This is a genomic window from Vibrio sp. 10N.286.55.E10, assembly GCF_002872555.1.
GTDB classification, from domain to species: Bacteria; Pseudomonadota; Gammaproteobacteria; order Enterobacterales; family Vibrionaceae; genus Vibrio; species Vibrio crassostreae.
Map to the genome: position 1 here is coordinate 1 of NZ_MCSD01000020.1, position 24,706 is coordinate 24,706.

Sequence of the window (24,706 nt, forward strand, 5' to 3'; positions counted from 1 at the left end):
TTAACTGATCGGCATTACTCGCACACGCGAGGCCTTGTTTTATCTAAGTTTCAACGAACGAACAGCGAAGCAATTTACGATGGTAAAACCAAATTAACTAGAAAGCCATTCATCCAATACTGCAATGAATTTAGGGTTAATTAAATAACCGATGGAAGCATGCGGATTACTTTTTCCGTTGCGAATATTGAGGTTGTAGATTGGGTGGATGTCTTTCATTCCGCCGGGTATCAGATCCAGTTTGAGCATATCCTTAAAGTCATTTCTAATTTTGCTGTCATGAGAGATAAAATCATCTTCTGCCGAAATGTTTATCCACTGCTGAATGTTTAAAGGGTACTTCTTCTCATCTTTCAAGCGACTCCCCTTTAGCCTATCTTTGACGTTTTCATCTCCTAACGGTGACCCAAGCGTTAGCAATAAGTTGACCTTCTTATCCGCACCATAGTCATGCCTATACTCTCCGTAATGAGACAATTTCCATAACACGTCATAACTGATCATCGACCCAAGACTGTGCGACACAATCATCACATCATCCTGATTATCGAGCGCTTCCTTGAGTTCAACCATTAACCTATGCCTGACATCACTGCCAAAATAGGTATCTTCATTCCAATAGTGTGCCATGTCCGGTGCGACCTTCGTAATGAGTGTCTCAGCCACACCCAGCTTTCCAAAGAGCGATGAAAAAGTATCTGCCAACGCCTCTTTTAGAAAACCAATTTTAGACACCTTGTTATACGTTGTTTTATTGAACTGGCTTGTCTTGTACTTTTTGAGTTCAGACAACGCTTGCTGACGACTTGCAGGGTCTTCCGTTGGTTTGTCTAACAATGTGTTTGATAGCTCACCGTAATAGACAAACCGTTTATCGACATCTTTAAAAGCTTGTAATGAAATTGAGTGTCCACAATCTCGCTGCAAGCCATGCTCTATAGCCTCATACCAGAGTGCTTGAAGGTGAGCTTTATCGGGCTTTTGAGCGCGACCATGAATGAATATTATTTTCTTAGCCATAGCAGGACGTCCTAAACACATAGTTAAAGTGATTATCAGTAGAAAGTACCTACCAGATTCGGTCAACCCTTGCTAAGAACAGCAGCGTTAATGACGTATCTAGAGGTGGTTGATAGATCATTTATATAACTATGAGGCACAAGTTTAAGGACCATAAACGAGTGAAAAATACGATCATTACTCGCAAATTAGGAATGAATGTAGCTAGCAAAACCTCCAATTAACAAAAGGTCCTGTACACGCAAGGCCTTTGTTATATCTTCTAAGGGTTACCACTATCCTTTGACAGCTATAGCGCCCTACCTTACTGACTTAACCGCTTTCATCAACGTTGTATTGAGCGGTTCTGGTTGATCTAGTATTGGGAAGTGGCTGAATCTTCGATGTAGTAAAGGCGGTAGTCCTTGATATGCTTCTTGTTTGCTTCTGTTACAGTTAATGTTAAATTTTTCTTGCTAAAAAGGTAGAAAAGTTTATAGTATTTTTTAGATGAAGTTGAGAATCGATATGTCATTACAGAAGAAGCAACCTAAAGTATCACTGAACATTAAAATCTCTTCAGACTTGGATGCTCGCCTTAAACTAGCGAGAAAAGCAGCGCGTGAACAAGGGCTAATGTTCAATGTATCTCAAGAAGTTGAAAAGTTTCTTGAGAAGGAAATAAAGAAAGTGGAACGCCAGCTATCAATCGATGAAGCGATTAAGAATAATCTCGAGGAACTTGGTGGGCTTAATATAGATAAAATAATGAAATCAATGGATTAATCATAATACCGACATGTATTGATTCACTTTTGAATGACGAACGATAACTAATTTTGGAGATAATTATGGGCACAATAATTGGACTGTTAATTTTGGCTGGTATCAGTGTATTCCTAAAGCGCCAAACGGGACTTCATTTGCATGAGTGGATTGCAAAGAAATATAAAGACTCTCAAGACAAAAAGTAATGGACTCTATCAGATTGACAGGCTCCATCGATTTAACTTAAAAAACTAAGGCCCCGCAATCTCGAGGCCTTAGTTTTATCTATAGAATGACTACAACCACCCTACTTCACTGACTTAACCGCTTTCATTAAGGTTGTGTTGAACTGCTGTGGTTGCTCAAGCATTGGGAAGTGACCAGAGTCTTCAATGTAGTAAATACTGTAATCCTTGATGTGTTTCTTGTTCGCTTCTGAATCGGTTGGCCATAGGCGAGCGTTAACCAATATTACTGGCACGTTCACGTTCTCATACACACGGTGTGCTTCGCCTGTTACATATTGGCCTAGATAATGGCGGAACTGGTTTATCGCGATAGCTGGCGGCGCTGAGGCCATATCTTGCGTTACCCAGTAAAGTAAATCCGCGTCTACGTCTTTTGGTAGCGAGTCCTTCACGAACATAGTAATGCCCGCTTGGAAGTCTTCTTCAAACGGTTTAGTCATTGCATCTAGGTCGCTTTGTGAAACCGCTAACGCCACGTTTTGCGATGTGTCAACACCAATAATGCCCTTCACTCTTTTCGGCATTAGTTTAGCGGCTTCTGCAATTACGCCACCAGCCATGGAATGCCCAACTAAGATGACGGATTCGAGTTGTTCTTTCTCGATTACGGCTTTGATGTCTTCAGCAAATGCAACCATGCTGTACTCTTCGCGGTTGAACGAAGAGTTACCGTGCCCCGCTAAGTCCATGGTGATCACTTGGTACTGCTTTGAAAACTCACTCACTTGGTTTTGCCATAGCCTGCTGTCTAAGCTCCAACCGTGAATGAAGATCAGTGCCGTATTCCCGCTCCCACTTTTGCCATACGCAATTTGCTCACCATCGTAGGATACCGCAATACCGTACTTAACCGTTGAATCATGAGCCATGGCACTCATGCTACTAAGCATCATGAATACCAAAAGTGTGATGTTTAGAATTAAACGTTTCATAGTGTCTCTCTACTTACTTTAGAGGGAACACAGAAAGCGCCCCTCTCAATTAATATAGCCACTATAAAGTGTGAAGTTGTAGACAGGTCAATAGTGATTTAGATAAAAGCCTCTCCCGTGATGGTGACTTAACCAACTCATTTCTGTCCAAAAGTTTGGTGCGCACAATGAAGTGATTCTTGTGATTCTTACTAGTGTTCCGTTTATTCCTAAATAATAGTATTTAGAGGATTATTTAGGTGGCTACCAGTATCTAATCTAGTGCTCTACTTGATCCACCCACTACAATTTGTTGAGTGTCGATTGGTAATTAAGGAAGTAGATTTAAATGCATCTGGTGTCATCCTGTAGGGTACTAATAGCTAAATCAAATCTATTAAGGGTAAAATCATCAGTCGCAGGAGCTAGTTTTTGTATGTTGCTTTACTTTTTTATCCGCTAAACGAAGCCTGTAACCATAGTTTGACCTCTTCTACTTCACTGGCTGGGCCATTGATGATGAAAAGACCATCATCTATAGCCTGTTGCAAAGTGAGTTTAGAGCTAAATAGAGCGGCAAATACATCAAACTCAGAAATAACCATTAACTCACTATTATTTGGCTTTGCATTGTCTGGGTATGACTCGAAAATACTGTAAGGGCGACTAGAAAATCTTGAATAGTGCCCCTCGATAGCTTGATAAAAGGTAATGTCAACGTTGGGCTTCCCAGCTCTTAATTGTTGGGCTAGTTGCCACACTAACATCTGTTCAGGAATGGTGTTTTCTGGCAGTAAATTAGACTGACGAGCTAAAGAAATATTCATTAGTGCAGTTAGAGAGCCTGGGTGCTGAGGTAAACCAGCAGATAATCCAGCACCATCGAATGCACATGAAGTCGCTTTGAAAGACAATGATAAAATAATAAAGAATAGCCATTTTTTCATTTCAATTTACTCAATAACGTTTAAAAGAAAAGGGAGTGACAAAGCCACTCCCTATAGATGATTCGCTAGCGAGAGTTAGCGTACAATTAGCGGAATTTCAGCACCTGTCTTAGGTTGCTCGAAATACCCTAAAAATTGCTGGAAAGAGACCATATCACCTTTTACAAACGTAAATTCACCGTCTTGAATACCTTCCGCTAGTGCGGTTTGACCTTGACCTAAGATACGGTTAAGTAATGCACGAGTCAGTACAATCTGAGTACTTGCATCTTCAAGTGCAACCGTGCGTAGCTCTGCAATCCCGTTACGAACTTTATAAGTAAATGCTTCGCCAGTATCGCTAAAGGTTACACTCACAGTATCAGTCACATCTGCTATTTCAGCACCTTTCATACGAACGGTCATCATGTCCAGAATCATCTCAGTTGGTAGATTCTGAAGGACGTCGGGAGAGGTATAATTAAGGCTACTGTTGTAGTCTAGATCACCGCGGAGTTCACCCGCCGCAGTCATCGCCCAGTTACGCCAGTTAACATTGACCTGCTCATAACCCCATAATGTATAGGCTTTCGCTTTTAGGTTACGGGCCTCCATATCGTCATTATTAATACGAATTGGGTAAGTTAGTATTTCAGCAGCGTAAGTGAAGTCGCCTTTTTTGATGTACTCTTTTGCTGAATTTATAACAGCATCACGTCCACCCATTAACTTTACATACTCTTCTGCACGGTCATTGTGAGCCATAGGAGCAAGCTGCCAAGGGTCTGCTTGGTAGAAACCAATGTAGTTACTGTATTGTTGTTGTACTGCATGAGCAACGGTACCGTAGCGTTGGTGGAGCCAAGGGTGGTTATGAAGGTTTTCTGGAAGCTTAACATTCTCAATCATTTCAAATGGTGTCATACCATGATTAATGTAGCGAACAGATTGGTCATGGACGAACTGCAGTGCATCACGGTAGGAGGTCAAAACATCCATGACTTCCCAGTTCCCTTCAACAGGACGACCGTGTGCCAGCACCATGATTTCAACATCATGGAAGGTGTGACGCATATAGTCGATACCTTTAAACCATACTTCGGCATCACGGGCTTTTGTACCACGAATCGAGTGTAAGTTAGGGAAGTTTTCACCCTGTAGAACCTCTGCTGCATGTAAGATTTTTTGCTTTGGTAGCCACATTACAATTTCGTCATTCGTTTCAGACGGAACGTAGTGAAGCTCAAAGTCTAAACCGCCATTGCTCACTTTTAATACATCATCAAATTCTTGAGTTGGCAGAATAAAACCAACCTCTCCAAGTTGTACTTGAGGACCAAGTGCATCGTTAACAGAACCATGAACGCCCGCATCACGGCCAGCGTAAATTGCAGCAGTATAGGTTGTTCGATGTCCTAGAATAGCGCCTACGTTTGACGCCCAGTTAGCAACGGCACTTGTTAATGTTGTATGTGCATAAATCTCAACTTTACCAGCGTCAACGTCTTCTGCATCTACCCAACCTTTTACGCCACCAAGGTGATCAAAGTGGTTGTGTGAATAGACGATACCAGTAACAGGAAGATCAATCCCTGTTATTTCTCGAAAGACTTTTTCAGTCGCAATGCCGTGCTCAGTAGACTCGCCTGGGTCCATAACAACCAGACCCGTTTCACCAACAAAGACAACGGGAGAGGTTAAGCCATATCCATATATTTTGTATACATTGTCATCCACCTTAAGAACAGCCTGAGCTTGTGCCTTACCTAGATCTTGTAAAAGGGGATGAATACGATCATCGCCATAGCCTTCACCTCCAGCGTATGACAAGTTCTCACCAGAAATATGTACAGGTGAGACACGCTCACCTGCGCCATAAGAGAATCCGTGTTCAGCCACTTCAAGCGTTTTCGCTGACACACCAAAGGCCAATGCACTGATGGTAATAGCAAGGGTCGAGAATTTAATGCTCATCTTTTATTCCTATCGAGGGTTTTGATAAACGCAGTGTACAGATTAGGTAACAAACGATACCATTGGTTAAAATACAAATATGGATTAAGCCATGATTAATCCATTAACATATTGGTAACCTTGTGTGATTGTGGTGTGCTTATGAATTTGTTTGAAGACATTGATTTAAATCTGCTAAAAACGTTTAACGCAGTAATGAGAGTGCAAAGCATTACTAATGCGAGCCAGTTACTAGGTTGCTCTCCTGCCGCAGTGAGTTTATCGATTGGACGTTTGAAAAAGAAACTGGGACATGAGCTGTTTCTAAGAGAGGGCAATAGTATCCGTCCCACCCAGTTTGCGAACTCGCTGCATCAGAATTTAAATAATTCGCTCTCTGCCATTGAGAACACCTTAAATGCGGTAGCGGAGTTTTCTCCTACGACAGATAGCTACCGATTTAACATTACTTCCCCTGAGCAATTAAATTCGTTGTTTTTGGAAGTGTTGCCTTATTCAAGTAATCCTAATATTCAATTTGCGTTGCGAGAATACAGTTCAAGTGAAGAAGAGGCTCTAGAAAGCATTCGGATGAGGAACGTTGATGTAGTGATCGATAACAGTTTATTCGATTCTAAGATGTTGGATGCAGAACAAATTTTTGAAGAGCCAATCGTGCTCGTATGTCGAGCAGATCACCCTGAAATACAACAAGTGATTAATTTAGAACAATATGAAGCTTTGCCACAGGTCGCGTTAAGTAAACGAAGAAGGAATCAGCACCCTCTGAGCGCTTATGTATCGACACTGACTATTAATCGAAACATTGTTTACGAAACAGACTCTTTTTTTGGCAGCTTAGTACTATGTGCAACAACGGACTATTTTGCTCATGTACCTCTTAGTATTGCAAAGCGGTTTCAAAAAACACTCTTGCTTCAAATCATGACGCCACCAATAGCTATGTCTAATCTGAAATATTACATGATGTGGCATAAAGCAAACACACATAGTAGTGCCCACCAATGGTTACGGGAACGAATTAAATTGGCAGTTCGATAACAGAAAAAAATAACAAATGGGTACGTAATACAAAGTAGTCTAATAAAACGTTTAGGACAGATTTGTAACGCTTGCCATGCCTAATTAACGGTTTATAGTGTCTGTAGTGATTAAAACTAGATAGTGGCTTGTAGGTGTTTTGAATACTTTCCCTTATCAGTAATTATCCGAGATCTCGTAATCACCACGGATTCGTATCAAACATTTGCCCAAAAGCTTCATAGACCCAGTATATGTCGCTACATTTCCACAGCGCCAAAGAAAAAGCCCTCATTGCAACGCAACGAGGGCTTAAATCAAATTCCAATAATCAAACCGCAGTTTAATTCACAGCGTAGTGTTTTCTTGCTGCCTCAAGGATCTTGTTGGCTTCCACATCATCGCCCCAGCCTTGCAGTTCCATGCCACCGTCTGGGCCTTTGTAGTTTTCAAACCAAAGGCCAACGATGTCTTGAACACCTGGGTAGGTATTGTTTAGCTCGTTTAGAGAAGAAACATCTTTAAATGGTGAATCGTTAGTGAGAACGGCCACGAGTTTGTCGTCTTGCTCGCCATCATCTAGCATTTTCATCACACCGATCAGACGTACAGGAACAACTTCACCACGTGGTACAGACTGACCAAGAACAATCACATCTAATGGGTCGCCATCACCACCAAACTCTTTTGGTAGTGCAGTACGTGGGATAGAGCCGTAGTTACCTGGGTAACCAAGGTAGTTAACCACGCGTGGAGCACCTTTTTTGTGTTCCCAGATAACTTGCTTGTCATTGTCTTTGCTTAGTTCCCACTTAGCAGAAGTACCTGTTGGGATCTCTACAATTGCATTGACGATGCCATCAGCAGAAGCTGCTGGGTAATCATTAAAGCTTGAGTTTGCTTCAAGGGTAAATGAGTCTAATTGTTTTAGTGCAGGCGCTGACGCCGCTGCTAAGTCATAGCTTAAACCGTTGGCGGTCGATGTTGTTTTGTATCGCAGCATGTAGTCAACCTTGCCACGCTCTTTGAACAGTTTATCGAAGCCTTTTTGGTTGTATGCGCTAAACTGCCCCATCTGTTTAACCGAAAGATTTGAGCCACCAACGTTGTTCGTATCCATAGATAGGATATGGTTGCTGACCGCATTGACTGCCTTTGCGTAACCTTCGGTAGAATTCAGATCAAAGTCTGCTGCATCAATCGCTTTACGTACTTCTTTAGACCAGTAAAACTCTAAGAACGGGACTGGCTGACTTGGCTTGTTCCAGCCCACACCACGAGAAAAGTACATCAGTGAGCGGTATTGATCGTTAGCGAAGTTGGTTAGCCCAAGAGAGGTTGGAAGTTGTTGATAGCTAATCGCTTCACCGTTGTTATCAAACAGCCATGTATTGCCGTCTTTTGCCATTTGGTTCCAGAACGCGTCCATGTTTTTGAGATTGCGGTAATCTTTATCAACCACCACATTTACATTGAACGATGCACCACCTTGCGGCATGCGGTAGAACACATTGAACGTATGGTGACCGTCTGTCAGGTAGTATTCACCGTTGGGTGCGATAACCACAGTCTTCATGTCTTTTTTACGTGCACCTGTTTCCATTTCACAGGTGAAAGTCGAAGGAATATTCGGGTGGGCTTGGTCTTTGATGCTCACTACGCCTTTTTGACCGTTGGCTTCACAGATTTCATCAAACATCTTTTCTTGGTCAAATTGATAACGACCCAGCTTGTACATAATTTGATCATAACCCACAGATGGTTGAGTTGGTTTTAACTCATGGAGACCAAGATTAATAACATCGCCTTCAGAGACATTGCTTGCGTGAGTTGGTAAAGCGAAGATAGCCAGAGCGCCAATCGTGGCAAAAATCCCAATTTTTTTCATAAGTCCTTCTATATACGGAATAAAAATTCATACGCTAAATTAATATGCTACCGTGACATAAATATTTCACTTTAATAAAGAAGATGTTGCACTCGTTCTGTGATGGTTAAACGATGAGTTACCGTGCCCTGCAAAGTCCATGGTGATCACTTGGTGCTGCTTTGAAAACTCACCCACTTGGTTTTGCCAAAGCCTGCTGTCTAAGCTCCAACCGTGAATGAAGATCAGCGCTGTATCCCCACTCCCACTTTTGCCATACGCAATTTGCTCACCATCGTGAGATATCGCGATACCGTACTTAACCGTTGAATCTTGAGCCATGGCACTAATGCTACTAAGCGTCATGAATACCAAGAATGTGATGTTTAAGATTAAACGTTTCATAGTGTCTCTCTACTTACTCTGGAGGGAACACAGAAAGCGCTCCTCTCAATCAATATAGGCACTATAAAGTGTGAAGTTATAGACGGGTCAAGGGTAATTTGGTCGAAATATGTGGACATCATAGGGTGATGGGCTTGCTTACCCTTCATTTTTTGTCAGTCCTTTTTCTCATTAGCGTGCGGTTAATATGCTTTTGCTCTACTAGTTATTACCCATATTTGTAGTGCTATCGTGGGGCTATACCGTACATCACCTTCGATCAGACAAGCCTCACGCCTTTTGCTACGAAAAATCATCGGTATAGCCTCAAACAATCAACAGTTATTGATAAGACGATCAAAATTTCTTAAAGATGAACAACATAATTTATGTAGGCCTATTATTTTTATGGGATAATGCATGCATATAACAAATACAAAACAAAAGGCTTTTTATGAATTCCACGAATGTGGTGCCTGCTCCAATAGCGGCAATTTCGTCACCAGTAGTCAAAGTTCACGTCTACGACATCGATATCGGACAATCAACTGTCGTACAAACCAATCAATCATTAGCTCAGGTCGATGGACTAAATTCATTTTTGATTGAACTAACTCAAAACACCGTCACGGACCAGAATCACAAACTTTTCAACTTCAATGTAGGCGCAACATCTAAAAGCCTATTACAACGCTACCTTACATCAAAAGATTTAAAGTGTGACGACACTATTAGCATGGAACTTGCCAACAAATTACTGCATGTTGAAAAAGAAACTTCAGGGAAAGTCCAACATTTACACAAAGGTAACAAAAGCCTTAAAAAAGGGCTCAAGAAAGGCTCGTTGGTAGTTTGCTACTATAAATCTATCAATCGAGAATGCATCATCGTCACCAAGCTCGACTTTGAGGATTTCTTAGAGCGTGGAACTTATAAGTCACTCCAAGGTCTTCCTCAAAAGAATGGCGTACTTAAATCATGTGTGATTAACATTGAAAACGGTAAACTTAGCAATCAATTGTTTTTGTTAGATTCAAATAAATCAATTGCCTCTTTCTGGTCTGTTGCCTTCTTAGAGTCAAAGCCTATGGTTGACGACTCAATTAATACTAAAAATGCATTTAGAGAAATTTCTGGAACATTCAGCGGACTTGCTAGGTCTGCTAAAGTAGATTATCAACAACTGAAGAATAATCTAATCAGTTACTTTTCAACTAACACCGACTTTACTGTAACAAGCTTGTTAGATGCTCTAATCGGCAGCTATATCCCTGTCTCCGATAAGGTCGATTTACACGAAATCAAGACCAAGATTGAAGATTTAGTCTCCAATGGTAAGTTTGATGGGAACTTCAAAATTGACGAAAAAGAAATTAAGGCTAAGTTCAAACAAACCTTAAAACTCGAAGGTGGTATTACAGTCACCACAAGTCAAAACTTTAATGACCGAATATTTAAGAAAGTAATTGATGGGGACAATTACATGCTGATCAAAACAACCAAGGGACTTGAAGAAGTTAAAGATTATCCGACTAGTCAAAGCACATGCAAAAAACCGTAAGCGATACTTTTACACACTATACGATTGAGCTGATAGATGAATCGATAGCAAGTTCAGAAACTATTCCTTTAGATATAATTTCTGAATTTTTTCATTCAGTTGAAAGTCGGCAGTTAGACCCATCACTCTTGTTTGAGATAAATGACGAAATTGAATATTGTGGGAATGAGCTCAGCGGTTTTGAACAATCACTTAGCGAGATAAGTTCATTTCCAGAGGGTTCATATGTTCTAATTAAAATGACTGCAGAAAAGGCTGATGCTGCTCTTCAAATCTTTGATCCTCAGGCTTTCGTTGATTCACTTAAAAAATACTCACTGAGTGAACAGCTGGCTCTCATTGAGAATAATATTTTTGGCAAAGACATTCAAACACGCGAACAAGTTATAACTCATCATGAGTTATCGTCTTACTACACTGGTCTAAAACTAGTTAGTAATATTGAAGCTATATACAAAGAAGTAACTAATTCTGAAATATCTCCTTTATACATCCATTCTTTAGCACAGAAGCTTCAAGAAGGAAGCCAGATCCGACACTACTTGGTTCAGATAAGAGACCTATTTAGCTTAGCTTTACTAACGGAGCGCGTAGAGTTTTTAAACTCAAGCACGATATTTCACTTCTCTAATGACAAAAAATCTCTATATGATCACAATGAACAAAAACATATAGTTAACGAGCACATTTTTGAAGTAATGACTTGGGTTTTTGAAGACGACAGTTACAACATAAAGAAAGCTATCTTCAATAATGTAATGTCAATGCAAGCGAGCACGTTAAGTGCAATTAACAATGAGCTATTATCAGTACTAAAGTCTAACTTACGTATACTGTACAAAGATAAATTTTCTGACTATCTAGAAGCTAAAAATGGTATAACCGATTTCTTATTTGAACTATCTAACAAATTGAAAGATCAAATCAACTCGAACACAAATGCATCTACTCGCTCCATATTAGCAGTAATGAGTTTTTACTTTACGTCTACGATCTTCACCGCAATTGACAAAGGTAAATTTGTAAACGTTTTTACTTATGAAGTGTCGGTAATGTCAACTGTATTTGTTCTTGGGGCTATGATCTACTTAGCCTTTCAACAAAGGCAGTTCGAAAATTATCTGACGTTTCATTTATCCCAAAAAAAAGAGTTCCAAGATAGATACAAAGACATTTTTTCTAGTGAAGAGCTTAAACGATTGTTCTCGCCCCCTTCCCTTACAGAATTAATAAAATGTGCAAAAAGTCGTGCGGACTTCTACGCCTATCAAGTATTTCTTGCAATTTTAGGTGGCATCGCGTGGGTGTTGCACTTAAGCTTGACCATGTAAGTAGTAAATCAAAGCTTATTCTCCCCCTCATGGGTTTGCATATTTTACTAACATTCATGCAAGCTTCAGTATTTTAAGTTCTGATTCAGATTCTATTTCTACAATTAATTCTACGTTAGTCCGACCTTCCAACAAAAAAGGCCTCGCAATGCGAGGCCTTTGATTTTTCTATCTTTCAGAAGAGATTAGTCGCGAAGTGCTGCGCCAAATTTCTCTGAGATTGAAGCTACGATAGCATCTACTGAACCAGCGATGTCTGCATCTTCAAGTGTGCGCTCTACAGACTGTAGGCTAAGTGCGATTGCTAAGCTCTTCTTACCTTCTTCAACGCCTTGACCAACGTATACGTCGAACAGTTTAGCGCCTGTTAGGAATTCGCCACCAGCAGCGATACACGCTTCTACGATGTCGCCAGAAGCTACTGCTTCGTCAACAACTACTGCGATATCACGACGGTTTGCAGGGAACTTAGATACTGCTACTGCTTCTGGAAGCACGCGAGTGTTGATAGCTGCCCATTCGATTTCGAATACGATAGTGCGGCCGTTAAGACCAAACTTACGCTCTAGTTCTGGGTGAACAGTACCAATGATACCCACTTCTTTGCCGTCTACTACGATAGCCGCAGTTTGACCTGGGTGAAGTGCTGGGTGCTTAGCTGCTTTGAAGCTGTATGCGATTTCGTTTGCAGAAAGCTCAAGAACGGCTTCTAGGTCACCTTTAAGATCGAAGAAATCTACAGTGTTAGTTGCAATGTCCCAGTGCTCTTCGCCACGAGTACCAGAGATAACGCCCGCAAGCATCATTTCTTGGCGCATGCCGTTTTCAGCAGTTGCTTCAGGGATGAAACGTAGGCCTGATTCGAATAGACGAACGCGAGACTGTTGACGCTTCTGGTTGTGAACAACTGTGTTTAGAAGACCTTGGATTAGGCCAAGACGCATTGCTGACATGTCCGCAGAGATTGGGAATGGCAGGATTAGCGGCTCAACACCAGGTACAACAAGTTTTTGCTGTTCTGGTTCTACGAAGCTGTATGTGATTGCTTCGTGGTAGCCACGGTCTACAAGAAGGTCACGAACGCGCTTAAGCGGTTGGTTAGCTTCTTTGTGGTCATTCATTTTAAGTGCCGCTTTAGGCGCTTGGTTTGGAATGTTATCGTAACCGTAGATACGACCTACTTCTTCAATTAGGTCTTGCTCGATTGCGATATCAAAACGCCAAGATGGAGACGTTGCCGTCCAACCAGCATCAGTCGTCTCTACTTCACAACCTAGGCGAGTAAGAATTTCCACTACGTCTGTAGATGGGATTTCGTGACCTAGTAGGCTGTCTAGCTTAGCACGACGTAGAGCAACTACGTTCGCTTTAGGAAGATCAGCTTCAGATTCGCTGCCGTTTACTGGCGCAACTTCACCACCGCAGATTTCAACTAGAAGCTGTGTTGCACGCTCCATTGCTGCTGCTTGTAGCGTTGAATCAACACCACGTTCGAAACGTAGAGAAGAATCAGTGTGAAGACCGTAAGCACGTGCACGACCACGGATGTGATCCGGTGCGAAGAATGCCGCTTCAAGAAGTACGTCTGTTGTTTCAGTAGTAACACCTGAGTCTTGACCGCCAAAGATACCAGCGATTGCTAGTGCTTTGTTGTGGTCTGCGATAACAAGCGTGTTGCTGTTTAGTTCAGCTTCGTTGCCATCTAGAAGTGTTAGCTTTTCGCCCTGCTCTGCTAGACGAACCACGATACCGCCTTCGATCTTAGCGAGATCAAATGCGTGCATTGGTTGGCCTTGCTCTAGCATCACGTAGTTTGTGATGTCTACAACTGGGTCGATTGAACGGATACCACAACGACGCAGTTTTTCTTGCATCCAGATTGGAGATTCCGCTTTCACGTTTACGTTCTTAACCACACGGCCAAGGTAACGTGGACAAGCATCCGTTGCTTTGATTTCAACAGATACTGTGTCTTCAATGCTTGTTGCAACAGCTTCAACTGTTGGCTCTGTAACGTCTGCGCGGTTTAGTACGCCAACTTCACGAGCAAGGCCACGGATGCTGAAGCAGTCTGCGCGGTTTGCTGTTAGGTCTACGTCGATAGTTACGTCGTTAAGCTCAAGAAGCTCACGTACGTCCATACCTAGCGTTGTGCCTTCTGGCAGCTCAAGGATGCCGTCTGACTCTACGTCGATACCTAGCTCAGAGAAAGAACAAAGCATGCCGTGCGATGGAACGCCACGTAGTTTTGCTTTCTTGATTTTGAAGTCACCAGGAAGTACTGCGCCAACTGTTGCTACTGCTACAGTTAGGCCAAGACGACAGTTAGATGCACCACAAACGATGTCTAAAAGCTGTTTATTTCCATCAAGATCGGCTTCACCGATATCAATTTTTGTTACTTGTAGTTTGTCTGCGTCTGGGTGCTGACCGCACTCAACCACTTTACCTACTTTAACGCCGGTGAATTCACCAGCAACAGGTTCTACATCGTCAACTTCCAAACCAGCCATAGTGATTTGGTGAGCTAGCTCTTCGCTGTTAATTGCAGGTTTAACCCACTCGCGTAGCCAAGATTCACTGAATTTCATAGTTTTGACTGCCCCGGATTACTTGAATTGTTTAAGGAAACGAAGGTCGTTCTCGAAGAACGCACGAAGGTCATTTACGCCGTAACGAAGCATCGTTAGACGCTCTACACCCATACCGAATGCAAAACCAGAGTATTTCTCAGGGTCGATGCCAACAGAGCGAAGTACGTTAGGGTGAACCATGCCACAGCCTAGAACTTCTAGCCATTTGCCATCTTTACGTTTCACGTCAACTTCAGCTGAAGGCTCTGTGAACGGGAAGAATGAAGGACGGAAACGCACTTCAACTTCTTCTTCAAAGAAGTTACAAAGGAAATCGTTAAGAATGCCTTTAAGTTGTGCGAAGTTTACGTTCTCATCAACTAACATACCTTCCACTTGGTGGAACATTGGCGTGTGAGTTTGATCGTAGTCGTTACGGTAAACACGACCCGGAGCAATGAAGCGGAATGGCGGTTTGCCGTTTTCCATCGTACGGATTTGAACACCAGAAGTGTGCGTACGTAGCATTAGATCAGGGTTGAAGAAGAAAGTATCGTGATCAGTACGAGCTGGGTGGTCGTCTGCGATGTTTAGTGCATCAAAGTTGTGGAATGCATCTTCGATCTCAGGGCCAGACTCAGTGCTAAAGCCAAGCTCACCAAAGAACTGTTCGATACGCTCAACTGTGCGAGTTACTGGGTGAAGACCACCGTTCTCAATGCGACGACCTGGTAGGCTCACATCGATAGTTTCTTCAGCTAGTTTCGCTTCAAGCTCTGCACGTTGTAGTGCGTCTTTGCGAGCTGCGATCGCTTGTTGAACAGCACCTTTCGCTTTGTTGATCTCTTGACCAGCAGTGCGACGCTCTTCAGGTGGAAGTTTACCTAGGCTTTGTAGTTGAAGAGTTAGTTCACCCTTCTTACCTAAATACTGAACTCGCACTTCATCAAGTGCGACTAACGAATCTGCTGTATCAATAGCAGTCGTTGCATTAGCAATGATCTCTTCTAGATGTTGCATCATTTCCTCATCTACCAGTTGGTAGTGTCCGTATCGGATGATTAGTTTTTTTAGATAGCTACACATAGTAATCAAACACGCATCCAATGCCAAATTGAATCGCTAAAAGAACAAGTTATTGCCTAAAAACACGGCAAATTTAACAGGATATTAATGAGGAGTAGGAAGAAGTGGAACAATTACAGGTTCCACTCCTTAATTTGGAAATGACCTGAACGCTAAATCTGAATCGAACAAACGCTGTTCTTCCCCGCGTTTTTCGCTAAATAGACGGACTCATCGGCGGCTTTAATCAAATCGTTCATTGAGCCGAATTCTTCGGTTATTTCAGCGACACCAACACTAATGCTGCCAATCCAAACTTGATTACTGGTTTCAACCTCTAATTCAGACACTTTCTGTCGAGCGGTTTCCGCTATGTACATCCCACCTTTAAGGTCGGTGTCTGGGCAGATAACCAAGAACTCATCGCCACCTAACCGACAAACAATATCATCATTACGGAACGTGTTTTTCAGCTCGTTCGCAAGGGTTTTTAACACCAAATCACCAGCATCATGTCCACACGTGTCATTGATGCGCTTGAAGTGGTCGGCATCGATCATAATGCACACTAAAGGCATGCCAAATTCTTTCGATTCTTGCCAATGCAAAGCTAACTGTTTAAAGGCACAACGACGGTTAGGTAATTTAGTGAGTGAATCGGTTAACGAGAGTTCTTCTAGCTTCTTGTTCGCTCGTTTCAATTCTGCGGTGCGTTCTTCGACTTTGTCTTCGAGTACCTGATTGAAGCGTAACAACTGTTTGTTTCGTTCAGAGACTTGTTCGAATAAGCCTTTAAGCGCGGCTAGTAAAGGGATAGTTGAGGAGTCTTGCTGCTTTTCTTCTGCTTCAAAGGCTTGTTGAGGTGTTGCACCCTCTTCTATCGCGGCCACTTGTCGCGCCATGTTTTGGTCGATGCCAAGGATGTGATAAGCAAGCCAATGGATGAGGAAGTCCAGTAACTGCCGTGCGGACACCTGATCTTCTTCCAAGATGAAAGCTTGCATGCTGTAGATATCTTGCATGAATACACGATGCACTTTGATGTGCTCTTCAATGTGTAACTCATACACACCGCAATCCCTCATCAAAGATTCTTCCTCTTTAAAGTGAAATTCGGCATAGCGAGTCAGATCCCGCAAAGCGATACTAATGTCTTCGATAGAGATAGTATTCTCTGACAACAGGTTTCCGTAGTGGTTGATAAAACCAACAAGATATTGATGCTGTTCATCTACAACACCAATGCCTGTTTCAAAGTTTTTATCCCAATTAAATGAATTCATAAATCCCTTAAGGCCGATACCACCAGCACGATTTACATGCATATTCGGAGGTTATAGATATTCGAAAAAATATAACCATCTTACCTGTGGGTCTATTAGATTGTTTGATCCATTTTATAAAAAGAAGATATTGAACACTCTAAATATAACTCATCTTAAATTTGAGACGCCCCTTTTAACAAGAGCGCCTCACGAAGCTAACACTAGAAATAATATTCCAACGCCATCTCAACAAAGTCATCCTTGCGCGCGAAGAACAGCAAGTCTTCTGGGGTTTCGTTCTCAAACAACCAAGCATTCAACCGCCACTTAAGGTTGTTGTTGATGCGGCTCGAGGCTTCTAACTTCGCACTGTAGACATCACTGTTATCTAAGTCTTGAGTGATGCCTGTAAGCACCTCAGTCCCATCTTCATCGTTCAAAGCGAAACGAGCTCCAAGGAACACATCGTTTTGACCGATGGTTTGGGCGTTATTGCCTCGGCTGTCATACAGGTATTCAGCAATGAAGCCGATATCCCAATACGATTCAAGCGCGCCAACCCAGGTGTATTCAAAGCCTGTTGCTACGCCTGTGTGGTTATCGTAACTGTCGCGATAAATGCTTTCCAGCTTCCATAACCAGTCTCCGATAATGCCTTGCACATCCAATCCGAAGTGCTGCATTTGTGCGTAGTATGGCTTGAGTTGGTTGCCTTCCACACGGTAATAAGGGTCGCGGTTTGTGCCGCCTAAGTAGCTTAAGCCGACATCCCAATCGCCGTACATTTGGCTATAGCGCAGCGCCACATCCACGTGCTTTTCTTCTCGTGAGGATTCGTAAAGCGCATCATCCGATACTGGCACCGTTGGTCTTAAGCGTCCGTCTTCGCCTGCAAAGGTACGCTCACGAAAATACGGCAGTAACATGGCGTCTATGGTGCCCCACTCTTTGATCGAGGTGAAGTGCACCATTGGCTGACCTAACTTGGATTCGCCATCGACCGATTCAATAGCATCGGTTTGGTTTACCACATCCACCAAGTGCGCCGATTCGGTCACACCCCAGAACACTTTGCCAACACCCGCTCGCAGTTCGTAATCATCCCAATAGGTTAGATACAGAGCTTCACGAACGTCGCCATGGGTTCGCTCACCGTCTTCGCTGTCTAACCGATAAAACGGCGTGAAGGTAAAGCTGCTATTGCCCTCTTGTTGCTCCCAGTAGAACTCTGGCTGCAACACCAGTGAGCTTTGCCCTTTGTCTTGCCCCTGTAAGCCATCACTAAAGAACTGCCTGTGTTCAAGGTTAACCTGCCCTGCGAGCTCCGGGGTAACCTGTTCTACGAATTCAGAGCTAAAGCCTGCCGCCACACAAGGCAGCGACACCTGCATAAGCCCGACTGTCGCTGCCAAAGTTAAGGATAACTGGGTTCCTGTTGCCACAATCCTTTTCATATTCCTGCCTTATTTTGCACGTTTTAGTGTGTTCTTTTGGAAATCCTTGTCTTTAAGACCGGTCTGGAAGGCTAAATCTGTCGTAGTTAATACCGTACTTTTGCCTGTTTGGTGGTTTTGCATCGACATGGTGTGTGCGCGCCAGTATTGGTTTAGGTATTGTTTGTAGTCTTGGAACGATAGAGTTTTCAGCAATGCGCCTTTACGGTCGTAAAACTCCACTTGAACGGGGCGGTAGTATTGTTGGTCTAGCCATACTTTTTGCATGGTGTAGCCAGAGTTTTTGTCGGTCGGCACTTGCTCTAAAACAAAGGTATCAACGCCTTCGATTTTGGCGTCTTCAATGTAGTTGAAGGTGTACTTTTCTAGTTCAAACGAGCTTAAGTCTTCATACGCAAATTCACTGCCCATAAACGGGCCCGATTTGTTGCGTGAAGAGATACGCTTCACACGTTTCAATGCAGGCAGATACAGCCATTGGTCATCCGACTTAGTAATGTGTGAATGGTTTAGGAAAGCCGTACCTTTTACATCGCGTGGCTCATCAAATATGGTTAGCCCTTTGTCGCCATCGTCATCCACTTCTAACGACTTCAATCGCATTAGACGCGAGCTGCTTTCGCCTTGCTTGTTACGAAGTAGCATTTCCATGGTCGCGACAGAATCGCCCCACCCCATATCAACGGCTTTACGTTGCTCAGCAATCTCTAGGCCTTTCGCAGGGTCGGCTAACGCAGGGAAAGCTAATACCGCGCCCATACTGAATAATGTAGTAACGAATGATTGTTTAACGCTTTTCATAAATATCTCCTTGAGTCAGTCCACCGCAGCAGGCTGACATTTCCTTATTTGGTCGATGTAGTCAGTTCGGCTGTCGAGTTAGGCTGTGCTGTTTTAGATGGCTCTGTTTTAGACGGTTGCGATTCGTGCTGAGGTTTATCTGCATAGTGCGTCTGTTTGTCGAAGATCATCAGTAAGCTCGGTAGCAAGATGAAGTCGACCACCAGCGCAATGAAAATCACAATCGCGCTGAGCAAGCCCATGTCGGAGTTGAGTCTGAAGCTCGACATCGCCAGTACAGAGAAGCCAGCCACCAGTACAACCGTGGTGATCCACAAGGCGCGTCCAACGGTGTGGAAGGCATATCGAACCGCTTCTTCTGCTGATTTCCCTTCGATTCTGGCGCGTTGGTATTTACTTAAGAAGTGCACCGCATCATCAACAACGATACCCAACGTGAGCGTAACCACGACTGACAAACCAAGATTGATTTCACCTGAGATAAGCGCCCATAAACCAAAGCCAATGATCGCAGGCGCAATGTTTGGCACTAGGCTGATCATGCCTAAGCGAACCGAGCGCAATGCAAAGATCATCAAGCCAGAGATAAGCACTAAAGTAATAGGCAGAGTCGATAGCATACTCGCCATGTTGGTTTCGCCAATGTGGGCAAACATCAGTGATGGGCTCGACGCGACTACTTCATACTGAGGCGCATTTGCCGCAAACCATGAGTAAATGCGCTCTTCGAGTTCCACTAGCTCAACGCTGCCTAGGTTGTCGACCGTGAGTACCATTTTGATCGATGACTTATCGACGTTGATTTGATTGTTCAAGTCCAAGCCGTACGGCAAAGACATCTCATAAAGCAGCAGGTATTGCGCGGCTAGCTCTCGGTTAAGCGGTAGCTTGTAGTAGCTGTCGTCGTCGCCATGCATGTTCTTATTCAAACGCATGTAAACATCGGAAAGCGTTGCCACATGATCGGTTTCTGGTTGGACGCGTAGCCACTCAGTAAAGTCGCCAATTGCTTGCAAGAACACAGGATCGGCAATCGCTTGAGACTCATTGGTTTTCACAGCGATGCTAAGGGTCGTCATGCCGCTTACGGTCTGTTCCATAAAGTCGGCCGCTTGTCTGAATTCACTTGAAGTATCGAAATACTTCACCGATTCATCGTTCACTTTGTTGAGTGGAATTAACGCCGCAGCACCAACGATGACTAAGGTAGAAATAGGCAGCAGTGCCTTACGATTAGTTACGACAAAATCGCCCAGCTTATCCATGAAGGTGACTTTGTTTGCCGCCTCAGGGTTAGCAGGTAGTCGTTTCACAGGCAGCAGTTTTAGCAGTGCAGGCAGCATAGTCACAGAGAGGAAGCACGCGATAAGTACGCCTAGTGCCGATAAGTTACCGAAATCACGCAGCACTGGTGAATCCGACATGTTCATCATCAAGAAACCAATCGCAGTAGTGACTGAGGTGATCAGAATTGGCATAGCATTGAGCTTAATGCTGTATTGAATGGCTTGTGCTTTCTCCATCCCGCGTTGCATCGCTTGTCTCATGGTCACGATTACGTGAACACAATCAGCAACCGCCAAAGTTAACACTAAGGTAGGAACATTGACGGTTGCGGTACTCAAGAACATCCCTGCCCAACCAGATAAACCCATGGTGGCAACAATCGAAGAGATGATCACAATAAGCGTCGCAACTACACTAAAGAACGAGCGCAGCATAAAGGTCAGGAACACCAGTACCACTAGCAGCATTAACGGTACGAGCGTTGAGCTGTCTTGTTGAGCCGAAGTCATAAACGCGTTGTTCATGGCGATGATGCCCGCTTTATGGAATTCCACATTCGGATACTGAGCTTGGTACTTGCCGATCATGGCATTAATCGCCGCAATCACCTCTTGCACTTCTGCTGTTTTATCTATTTCTGGCAGTTGCACTGTGACGTTAACAATGGTCACATCGCCCGACGCCGACACCAAAGCATTCTTGAGCAATGGTTCGTTGAGGGCGATCTGTTTTACTTTGGCGATGCGCTCTGGTGTGTGTTCGTACTCTTCATACAGCAAGTCTTCTACCAAGAGGTCATCTTCAATGGCTTCGGTGTGCTGATAATTGGCAAGAGAATCCACACGGCTTGAGTACGGGATCTGCCACGCGTCAACCGTGAGGTTTTGAATTAATGTGAGGGTTTCAGGAGTGAAGACATTGCCATCTTCAGGGGCGACAACAATCGCAAGGTTGTCGGTTTTTGCAAAGGTGGTTTGGATTTCATCGAACGCCATCAACTGTTTGTTGGTGCCTTCGAAGAATATGTTGTAGTCCCCTCTAAAATAGAGGTTCTTAGCCCCTAATGCAGAGAGAATGATGATTGAAAACACCACCAGCAGAACGATAAACGAACGTTTGGTAGGTATTGAGTGCCAACTGTTATTTAGATCTGCGTTTACGCTATCGGCATTAGGGTTATCTCGATTTTGCTGATCGAAAGCGGGCTTCTGGCTGTCATGTTTCATCACAGTCTCCATTTGTGACGATTCGTCATATTTGTGTCATAAAAAGCCAGCCGAAGCTGACAAAAGACACAACTCTTAGTCAAACACTCAAGAAAACAGCAACCACAGTCGGTTAATCTCAAGTTGTGACGAATCGTCAAAAATGGTTATTAATAAACCCACATGTGTGGGCTTAATGGAAGCTATCGACCTACAGATTCTAAGTAAGCGATCTCTTCACTGAACAGTTCTTGTTCTACACGACGCCAAGTTTTACGGTAATCCCAGTCGGTAGAAAGGGGCTGCCAATTGAGGCCGTCTAGTAGCATGTTCGCGTTGTGTAATACTGAATACGGATCTTGTAACCGCTTAATACAATGACTGTTTGATGCGTTCTGTGACAAGGCATTTGAACCAAATGCGATTGACCAGTTAGCAAACACGATGGCATCAGAACCTACACCAGAAGAGAACTTAAGGTCACCGGCTTCTACGGCTTGATTAACCATAGTGTCGGCTTGTTCAATCACCAGCTCTTCCAGTTCATTCATCTCAGCTACGCGTGCACTAGACGCTTTCTCCAGTACCCACGGGCTTTTTGCCATGATCGCACAGGTTGATAATACCGGTTCCATGCGCGCATAGATTCGGTAAGCAACGTGCAGTGCGACTATCTTTTCGCGTGTGTTGCCTTCAAACTCTCCAGAACGAGAAAACATCAATGCCTCGGTCTTTAAAGAGTGAATACACAAGGCTAAAACCACGTCTTCTTTGCTGCAAAAGTGATTGTATATCGTACCTTTAGAATAAGAACTTGCTGCCGTTAGCCTGTCCATCGTGAGGTTCCCGAACCCTTGTTCTCGAACCAGATCTTTTGCTAACAACATCAACTCTACTTCTCGGTCTGCAATAGACTGCTGCTTTTTAGACAACACGCCTTTGCAACCAAAGATACCTTGTTTATCGCCTTTACAACCAAAGCCAAACATAATTTCTCAGTCCGTATATGAGCTTAGCCATTACCTAAGCTTCGCCAGTATTTAAAACGCTCCTATCCAATATATTAACACGAATAGTAAATTCATGTAGTTAACCATTTTGTGACGCTTCGTCATTTATGACTTATCGTCATAATAGCGCAAATATTGATCATATCAAGGTGTTTTATAAATTAAATTCAGAATTTGAATGGATAGGTGGATTGGGAGTCGATAAGACAATCATCAATAGTCGACCTTAAGAGAAGACCCGTATTTTGACCTACAGATTGCGAAAGTGAATTGGTCATTCTTAACCTAACAAAGAATGTCGTCACTTTAAGCTGCTATGCGCATTCATGCCCAATGATTCCTAGCGCTAACCACAAGAATGAATGACTGTAGGCTTACTTTTTAGGGCAGACGTCTCCTTATGGTCAATATTTGGCTTACTAATGCCGTTTTCTGTTAAGTTGCTATAAATTCGGTAAGGGGTGACTTACAATAGTGACAACGACTTACCTTTTTTGAGAACACGATATTGAGCGCCAAATATTCTTATTTAGCTTGGCAAGTGAATACTTCTAGCCCAGCAGAAAAGCTGGTTTTATTGATGCTTGCAGACGGTGCTGACGAATTCGGCTACACCAATGTGTGCCTACAGACAGCAGGTCAACTTTGTGCTCTCTCTACGTTTGGTTTAGCCGACTGTCTTAAGTGTTTAGTCGACCAAGGTTTTCTCGATAAGGTGAAAGTAGATTATCGAGATCAAAAAGAGATTCACGTTTTCAAAATGCTCATTGAGCAAGAGCAAGCTGCAGCGCACGTTGAGGCTCAACCGGCCAATAGTATTCCGGTCTACTCTACTGCACCTGCACCTGCACCTGCACCTGCACCTGCACCTAAGTTTCAGCCTGCTCCGGCGCCAATGCAACACATGCAACATGCCCCTCGCCCACAAGGCAGAGGCTCAATGAACAGTAACACCGTTTCAACGCATGATTTGGATGAAGAGATCATTCCAACATGGGCGGAACGTGCGTTTAAATTCTCCGGCCTTGCTGGTGACCATAGTTTAGTATGGAAAAAATTTGTCCTCTGGTATAAAGCCAAAGCCAATGAACTAATGCCAATATCACGCATCGAATCCAAGTTGCAGTACTGGTTAGTTAACGAGAAGCAAAATGAAAGACAACAACAGCAGAAGACCTCTCAATATTCAGGAAATGCAGGACAAGCTCAAGGAAATGGGTATCGACAAAAGCTTAGCCCATCTGAACGCTTCAGGCAGCAGCTCATTCAAAAAGGCAAAAAGCCAACCTTCTGAGCAAGCTCAACCTGTTGTTCCGGAAGTGCTGCCTAAAGATCCCGCAGTACCTGACGTTATTGAAGCACAGAGTACGGAAGTAGCGACACCTAATGCTGCTAGCACTGGTGCCTCTCAACAAGTGCCTGTTGTTGATCAGGATGCCGCAGAATTAGAACTAACCGATTGGTGTATCCATGTGTTCGGCTCTTTCTTGAGCGTATACGAAACACAGTGGGAATATCAGTACGGTAGCGAGCCAAGTGGCAAGTTCATTGAGTTTGCTAACTCTGTTGATTCAGACGGCCTAAACCGAGTGCTAATGCACTGTCACGAGCGCATTCAGCTTGGCAACAGCTGGCCGCCGCAAATGGGTGAGCTATGGATCCTGAAAGATTCTTTGACGGAAGAAGAGTTGTTGGATAGCCGTATCCGTGTGTTGTCGCGCACAGCGGTGAACAAGATTGAGAAATGGCTGATTCAAAACAAGCTGTATGACTTGAAGCGCACTGCGGAAAACAAGCTTGATGGCCTGTTTAAGAAGTACTACTTGGAAGCAAAACGTTTAGATGAGAAAGGCATGCTAGAAACGGAGTTGCCGCAATTCCTTCTTGCCGCTAACTCAGTGAAGAACCTGAACGATTTAAAACGTGAAGAGTACGAAAGCCAACACGGCAAAGCGATTAACCCTAGAATTCAGCGTATTCTGAACAGTAAAAAGTAACCGTCGGCCCGCTATCTGTTGTAAGAAAACAGAGTAGCGATTACACGGTTAACAGATACA

19 protein-coding genes and 2 pseudogenes are annotated in these 24,706 nt (G+C 43.4%); 7 read left to right on the forward strand and 14 right to left on the reverse strand.

All coding sequences use genetic code 11. The annotated features are described in order from the left end of the window. Nucleotides 1–93 precede the first annotated feature (93 nt). Both BCV39_RS12605 and BCV39_RS23495 read right to left on the reverse strand, forming a co-directional pair. A complete protein-coding gene (locus BCV39_RS12605; RefSeq protein WP_102432444.1) occupies nucleotides 94–1,020 on the reverse strand; it encodes a hypothetical protein in 927 nt (308 codons plus the stop codon). Between the two features lie 299 nt (nucleotides 1,021–1,319). Then, nucleotides 1,320–1,456 (reverse strand): annotated as a pseudogene (locus BCV39_RS23495) (alpha/beta hydrolase); the annotation flags it as partial. Nucleotides 1,457–1,527: 71 nt separating this feature from the next. On the opposite strand from BCV39_RS23495, the gene BCV39_RS12610 reads away from it, so the two are divergent. Then, nucleotides 1,528–1,785, forward strand: a complete 258-nt coding sequence (locus BCV39_RS12610; RefSeq protein WP_017107803.1) for a hypothetical protein — start codon at nucleotides 1,528–1,530, stop codon at nucleotides 1,783–1,785. Nucleotides 1,786–1,850: 65 nt separating this feature from the next. Then, nucleotides 1,851–1,973, forward strand: a complete 123-nt coding sequence (locus BCV39_RS23435) for a hypothetical protein (RefSeq protein ID WP_017109721.1) — start codon at nucleotides 1,851–1,853, stop codon at nucleotides 1,971–1,973. Between the two features lie 101 nt (nucleotides 1,974–2,074). Here BCV39_RS23435 and BCV39_RS12615 read toward each other — a convergent pair whose 3' ends face one another. The 3 genes from BCV39_RS12615 to BCV39_RS12625 form a co-directional block, all read right to left on the reverse strand. Then, entirely contained in the window at nucleotides 2,075–2,947 is an 873-nt protein-coding gene (locus BCV39_RS12615; protein WP_102432445.1) for an alpha/beta hydrolase, read from the reverse strand. 431 nt (nucleotides 2,948–3,378) lie between these two features. Continuing rightward, on the reverse strand, nucleotides 3,379–3,873 hold the full coding sequence (locus BCV39_RS12620; protein WP_102432446.1) for a hypothetical protein: 495 nt from the start codon (nucleotides 3,871–3,873) through the stop codon (nucleotides 3,379–3,381). Between the two features lie 75 nt (nucleotides 3,874–3,948). Next, entirely contained in the window at nucleotides 3,949–5,826 is a 1,878-nt protein-coding gene (locus BCV39_RS12625; RefSeq protein ID WP_102432447.1) for an alkyl sulfatase dimerization domain-containing protein, read from the reverse strand. A gap of 141 nt (nucleotides 5,827–5,967) precedes the next feature. Between BCV39_RS12625 and BCV39_RS12630 the strand changes: the two genes are divergently transcribed. Beyond that, a complete protein-coding gene (locus tag BCV39_RS12630) occupies nucleotides 5,968–6,867 on the forward strand; it encodes a LysR family transcriptional regulator (protein WP_102432448.1) in 900 nt (299 codons plus the stop codon). Nucleotides 6,868–7,189: 322 nt separating this feature from the next. Here the strand turns inward: BCV39_RS12630 and BCV39_RS23360 are convergent, their stop codons facing one another. Together BCV39_RS23360 and BCV39_RS12640 are read right to left on the reverse strand one after the other, a co-directional pair. After that, nucleotides 7,190–8,734 carry a ParB-like protein gene (locus BCV39_RS23360; protein WP_241902308.1) on the reverse strand — a complete coding sequence of 515 codons (1,545 nt, stop codon included), beginning with the start codon at nucleotides 8,732–8,734 and terminating at the stop codon, nucleotides 7,190–7,192. A 105-nt stretch (nucleotides 8,735–8,839) separates the two neighbouring features. Then, a pseudogene (locus BCV39_RS12640) lies at nucleotides 8,840–9,118 on the reverse strand (alpha/beta hydrolase); the annotation flags it as partial. Between the two features lie 433 nt (nucleotides 9,119–9,551). Here BCV39_RS12640 and BCV39_RS12645 point away from each other — a divergent pair. Next, nucleotides 9,552–10,658, forward strand: coding sequence for a hypothetical protein (locus tag BCV39_RS12645; RefSeq protein ID WP_102432449.1), 1,107 nt, complete (start codon nucleotides 9,552–9,554; stop codon nucleotides 10,656–10,658). Further along, on the forward strand, nucleotides 10,643–11,989 hold the full coding sequence (locus BCV39_RS12650) for a hypothetical protein (protein WP_102432450.1): 1,347 nt from the start codon (nucleotides 10,643–10,645) through the stop codon (nucleotides 11,987–11,989). The genes BCV39_RS12645 and BCV39_RS12650 overlap by 16 nt, the downstream gene beginning before the upstream one ends. A gap of 185 nt (nucleotides 11,990–12,174) precedes the next feature. Here the strand turns inward: BCV39_RS12650 and pheT are convergent, their stop codons facing one another. The 7 genes from pheT to BCV39_RS12685 all read right to left on the reverse strand — a co-directional run bounded on the left by pheT (nucleotide 12,175) and on the right by BCV39_RS12685 (nucleotide 22,628). Then, nucleotides 12,175–14,580, reverse strand: a complete 2,406-nt coding sequence (gene pheT / locus BCV39_RS12655; RefSeq protein ID WP_102432451.1) for a phenylalanine--tRNA ligase subunit beta — start codon at nucleotides 14,578–14,580, stop codon at nucleotides 12,175–12,177. An 18-nt stretch (nucleotides 14,581–14,598) separates the two neighbouring features. Further along, nucleotides 14,599–15,582, reverse strand: coding sequence for a phenylalanine--tRNA ligase subunit alpha (gene pheS, locus BCV39_RS12660; protein WP_004734764.1), 984 nt, complete (start codon nucleotides 15,580–15,582; stop codon nucleotides 14,599–14,601). A gap of 218 nt (nucleotides 15,583–15,800) precedes the next feature. Continuing rightward, nucleotides 15,801–16,910 (reverse strand): GGDEF domain-containing protein, encoded by a 1,110-nt coding sequence (locus tag BCV39_RS12665; protein WP_102432458.1) that lies wholly within the window; start codon nucleotides 16,908–16,910, stop codon nucleotides 15,801–15,803. Between the two features lie 203 nt (nucleotides 16,911–17,113). Next, the gene (locus tag BCV39_RS12670; protein WP_102432452.1) at nucleotides 17,114–18,346 is read right to left on the reverse strand and encodes a hypothetical protein; all 1,233 of its coding nucleotides are present in this window, start codon (nucleotides 18,344–18,346) and stop codon (nucleotides 17,114–17,116) included. 9 nt (nucleotides 18,347–18,355) lie between these two features. After that, the gene (locus tag BCV39_RS12675) at nucleotides 18,356–19,147 is read right to left on the reverse strand and encodes an outer membrane lipoprotein-sorting protein (RefSeq protein WP_102432453.1); all 792 of its coding nucleotides are present in this window, start codon (nucleotides 19,145–19,147) and stop codon (nucleotides 18,356–18,358) included. Between the two features lie 44 nt (nucleotides 19,148–19,191). Further along, on the reverse strand, nucleotides 19,192–21,672 hold the full coding sequence (locus BCV39_RS12680; protein ID WP_241902310.1) for an MMPL family transporter: 2,481 nt from the start codon (nucleotides 21,670–21,672) through the stop codon (nucleotides 19,192–19,194). A gap of 170 nt (nucleotides 21,673–21,842) precedes the next feature. Further along, nucleotides 21,843–22,628 (reverse strand): TetR/AcrR family transcriptional regulator, encoded by a 786-nt coding sequence (locus BCV39_RS12685; protein WP_102432455.1) that lies wholly within the window; start codon nucleotides 22,626–22,628, stop codon nucleotides 21,843–21,845. Between the two features lie 529 nt (nucleotides 22,629–23,157). Here BCV39_RS12685 and BCV39_RS12690 point away from each other — a divergent pair. After that, entirely contained in the window at nucleotides 23,158–23,943 is a 786-nt protein-coding gene (locus BCV39_RS12690; RefSeq protein ID WP_048666379.1) for a hypothetical protein, read from the forward strand. After that, a complete protein-coding gene (locus BCV39_RS12695; RefSeq protein ID WP_048668634.1) occupies nucleotides 23,864–24,646 on the forward strand; it encodes a hypothetical protein in 783 nt (260 codons plus the stop codon). Before BCV39_RS12690 ends, BCV39_RS12695 begins: the two co-directional genes overlap by 80 nt. Nucleotides 24,647–24,706 lie beyond the last annotated feature (60 nt).

Coding starts and splice junctions, on each gene's coding strand:
- BCV39_RS12605 (WP_102432444.1), bottom strand. CDS start 1,020: ATGGCTAAGAAAATAATATTCATTCATGGTCGCGCTCAAAAGCCCGAT.
- BCV39_RS12610 (WP_017107803.1), top strand. CDS start 1,528: ATGTCATTACAGAAGAAGCAACCTAAAGTATCACTGAACATTAAAATC.
- BCV39_RS23435 (WP_017109721.1), top strand. CDS start 1,851: ATGGGCACAATAATTGGACTGTTAATTTTGGCTGGTATCAGTGTATTC.
- BCV39_RS12615 (WP_102432445.1), bottom strand. CDS start 2,947: ATGAAACGTTTAATTCTAAACATCACACTTTTGGTATTCATGATGCTT.
- BCV39_RS12620 (WP_102432446.1), bottom strand. CDS start 3,873: ATGAAAAAATGGCTATTCTTTATTATTTTATCATTGTCTTTCAAAGCG.
- BCV39_RS12625 (WP_102432447.1), bottom strand. CDS start 5,826: ATGAGCATTAAATTCTCGACCCTTGCTATTACCATCAGTGCATTGGCC.
- BCV39_RS12630 (WP_102432448.1), top strand. CDS start 5,968: ATGAATTTGTTTGAAGACATTGATTTAAATCTGCTAAAAACGTTTAAC.
- BCV39_RS23360 (WP_241902308.1), bottom strand. CDS start 8,734: ATGAAAAAAATTGGGATTTTTGCCACGATTGGCGCTCTGGCTATCTTC.
- BCV39_RS12645 (WP_102432449.1), top strand. CDS start 9,552: ATGAATTCCACGAATGTGGTGCCTGCTCCAATAGCGGCAATTTCGTCA.
- BCV39_RS12650 (WP_102432450.1), top strand. CDS start 10,643: ATGCAAAAAACCGTAAGCGATACTTTTACACACTATACGATTGAGCTG.
- pheT (WP_102432451.1), bottom strand. CDS start 14,580: ATGAAATTCAGTGAATCTTGGCTACGCGAGTGGGTTAAACCTGCAATT.
- pheS (WP_004734764.1), bottom strand. CDS start 15,582: ATGCAACATCTAGAAGAGATCATTGCTAATGCAACGACTGCTATTGAT.
- BCV39_RS12665 (WP_102432458.1), bottom strand. CDS start 16,910: ATGAATTCATTTAATTGGGATAAAAACTTTGAAACAGGCATTGGTGTT.
- BCV39_RS12670 (WP_102432452.1), bottom strand. CDS start 18,346: ATGAAAAGGATTGTGGCAACAGGAACCCAGTTATCCTTAACTTTGGCA.
- BCV39_RS12675 (WP_102432453.1), bottom strand. CDS start 19,147: ATGAAAAGCGTTAAACAATCATTCGTTACTACATTATTCAGTATGGGC.
- BCV39_RS12680 (WP_241902310.1), bottom strand. CDS start 21,672: ATGGAGACTGTGATGAAACATGACAGCCAGAAGCCCGCTTTCGATCAG.
- BCV39_RS12685 (WP_102432455.1), bottom strand. CDS start 22,628: ATGTTTGGCTTTGGTTGTAAAGGCGATAAACAAGGTATCTTTGGTTGC.
- BCV39_RS12695 (WP_048668634.1), top strand. CDS start 23,864: ATGGGTATCGACAAAAGCTTAGCCCATCTGAACGCTTCAGGCAGCAGC.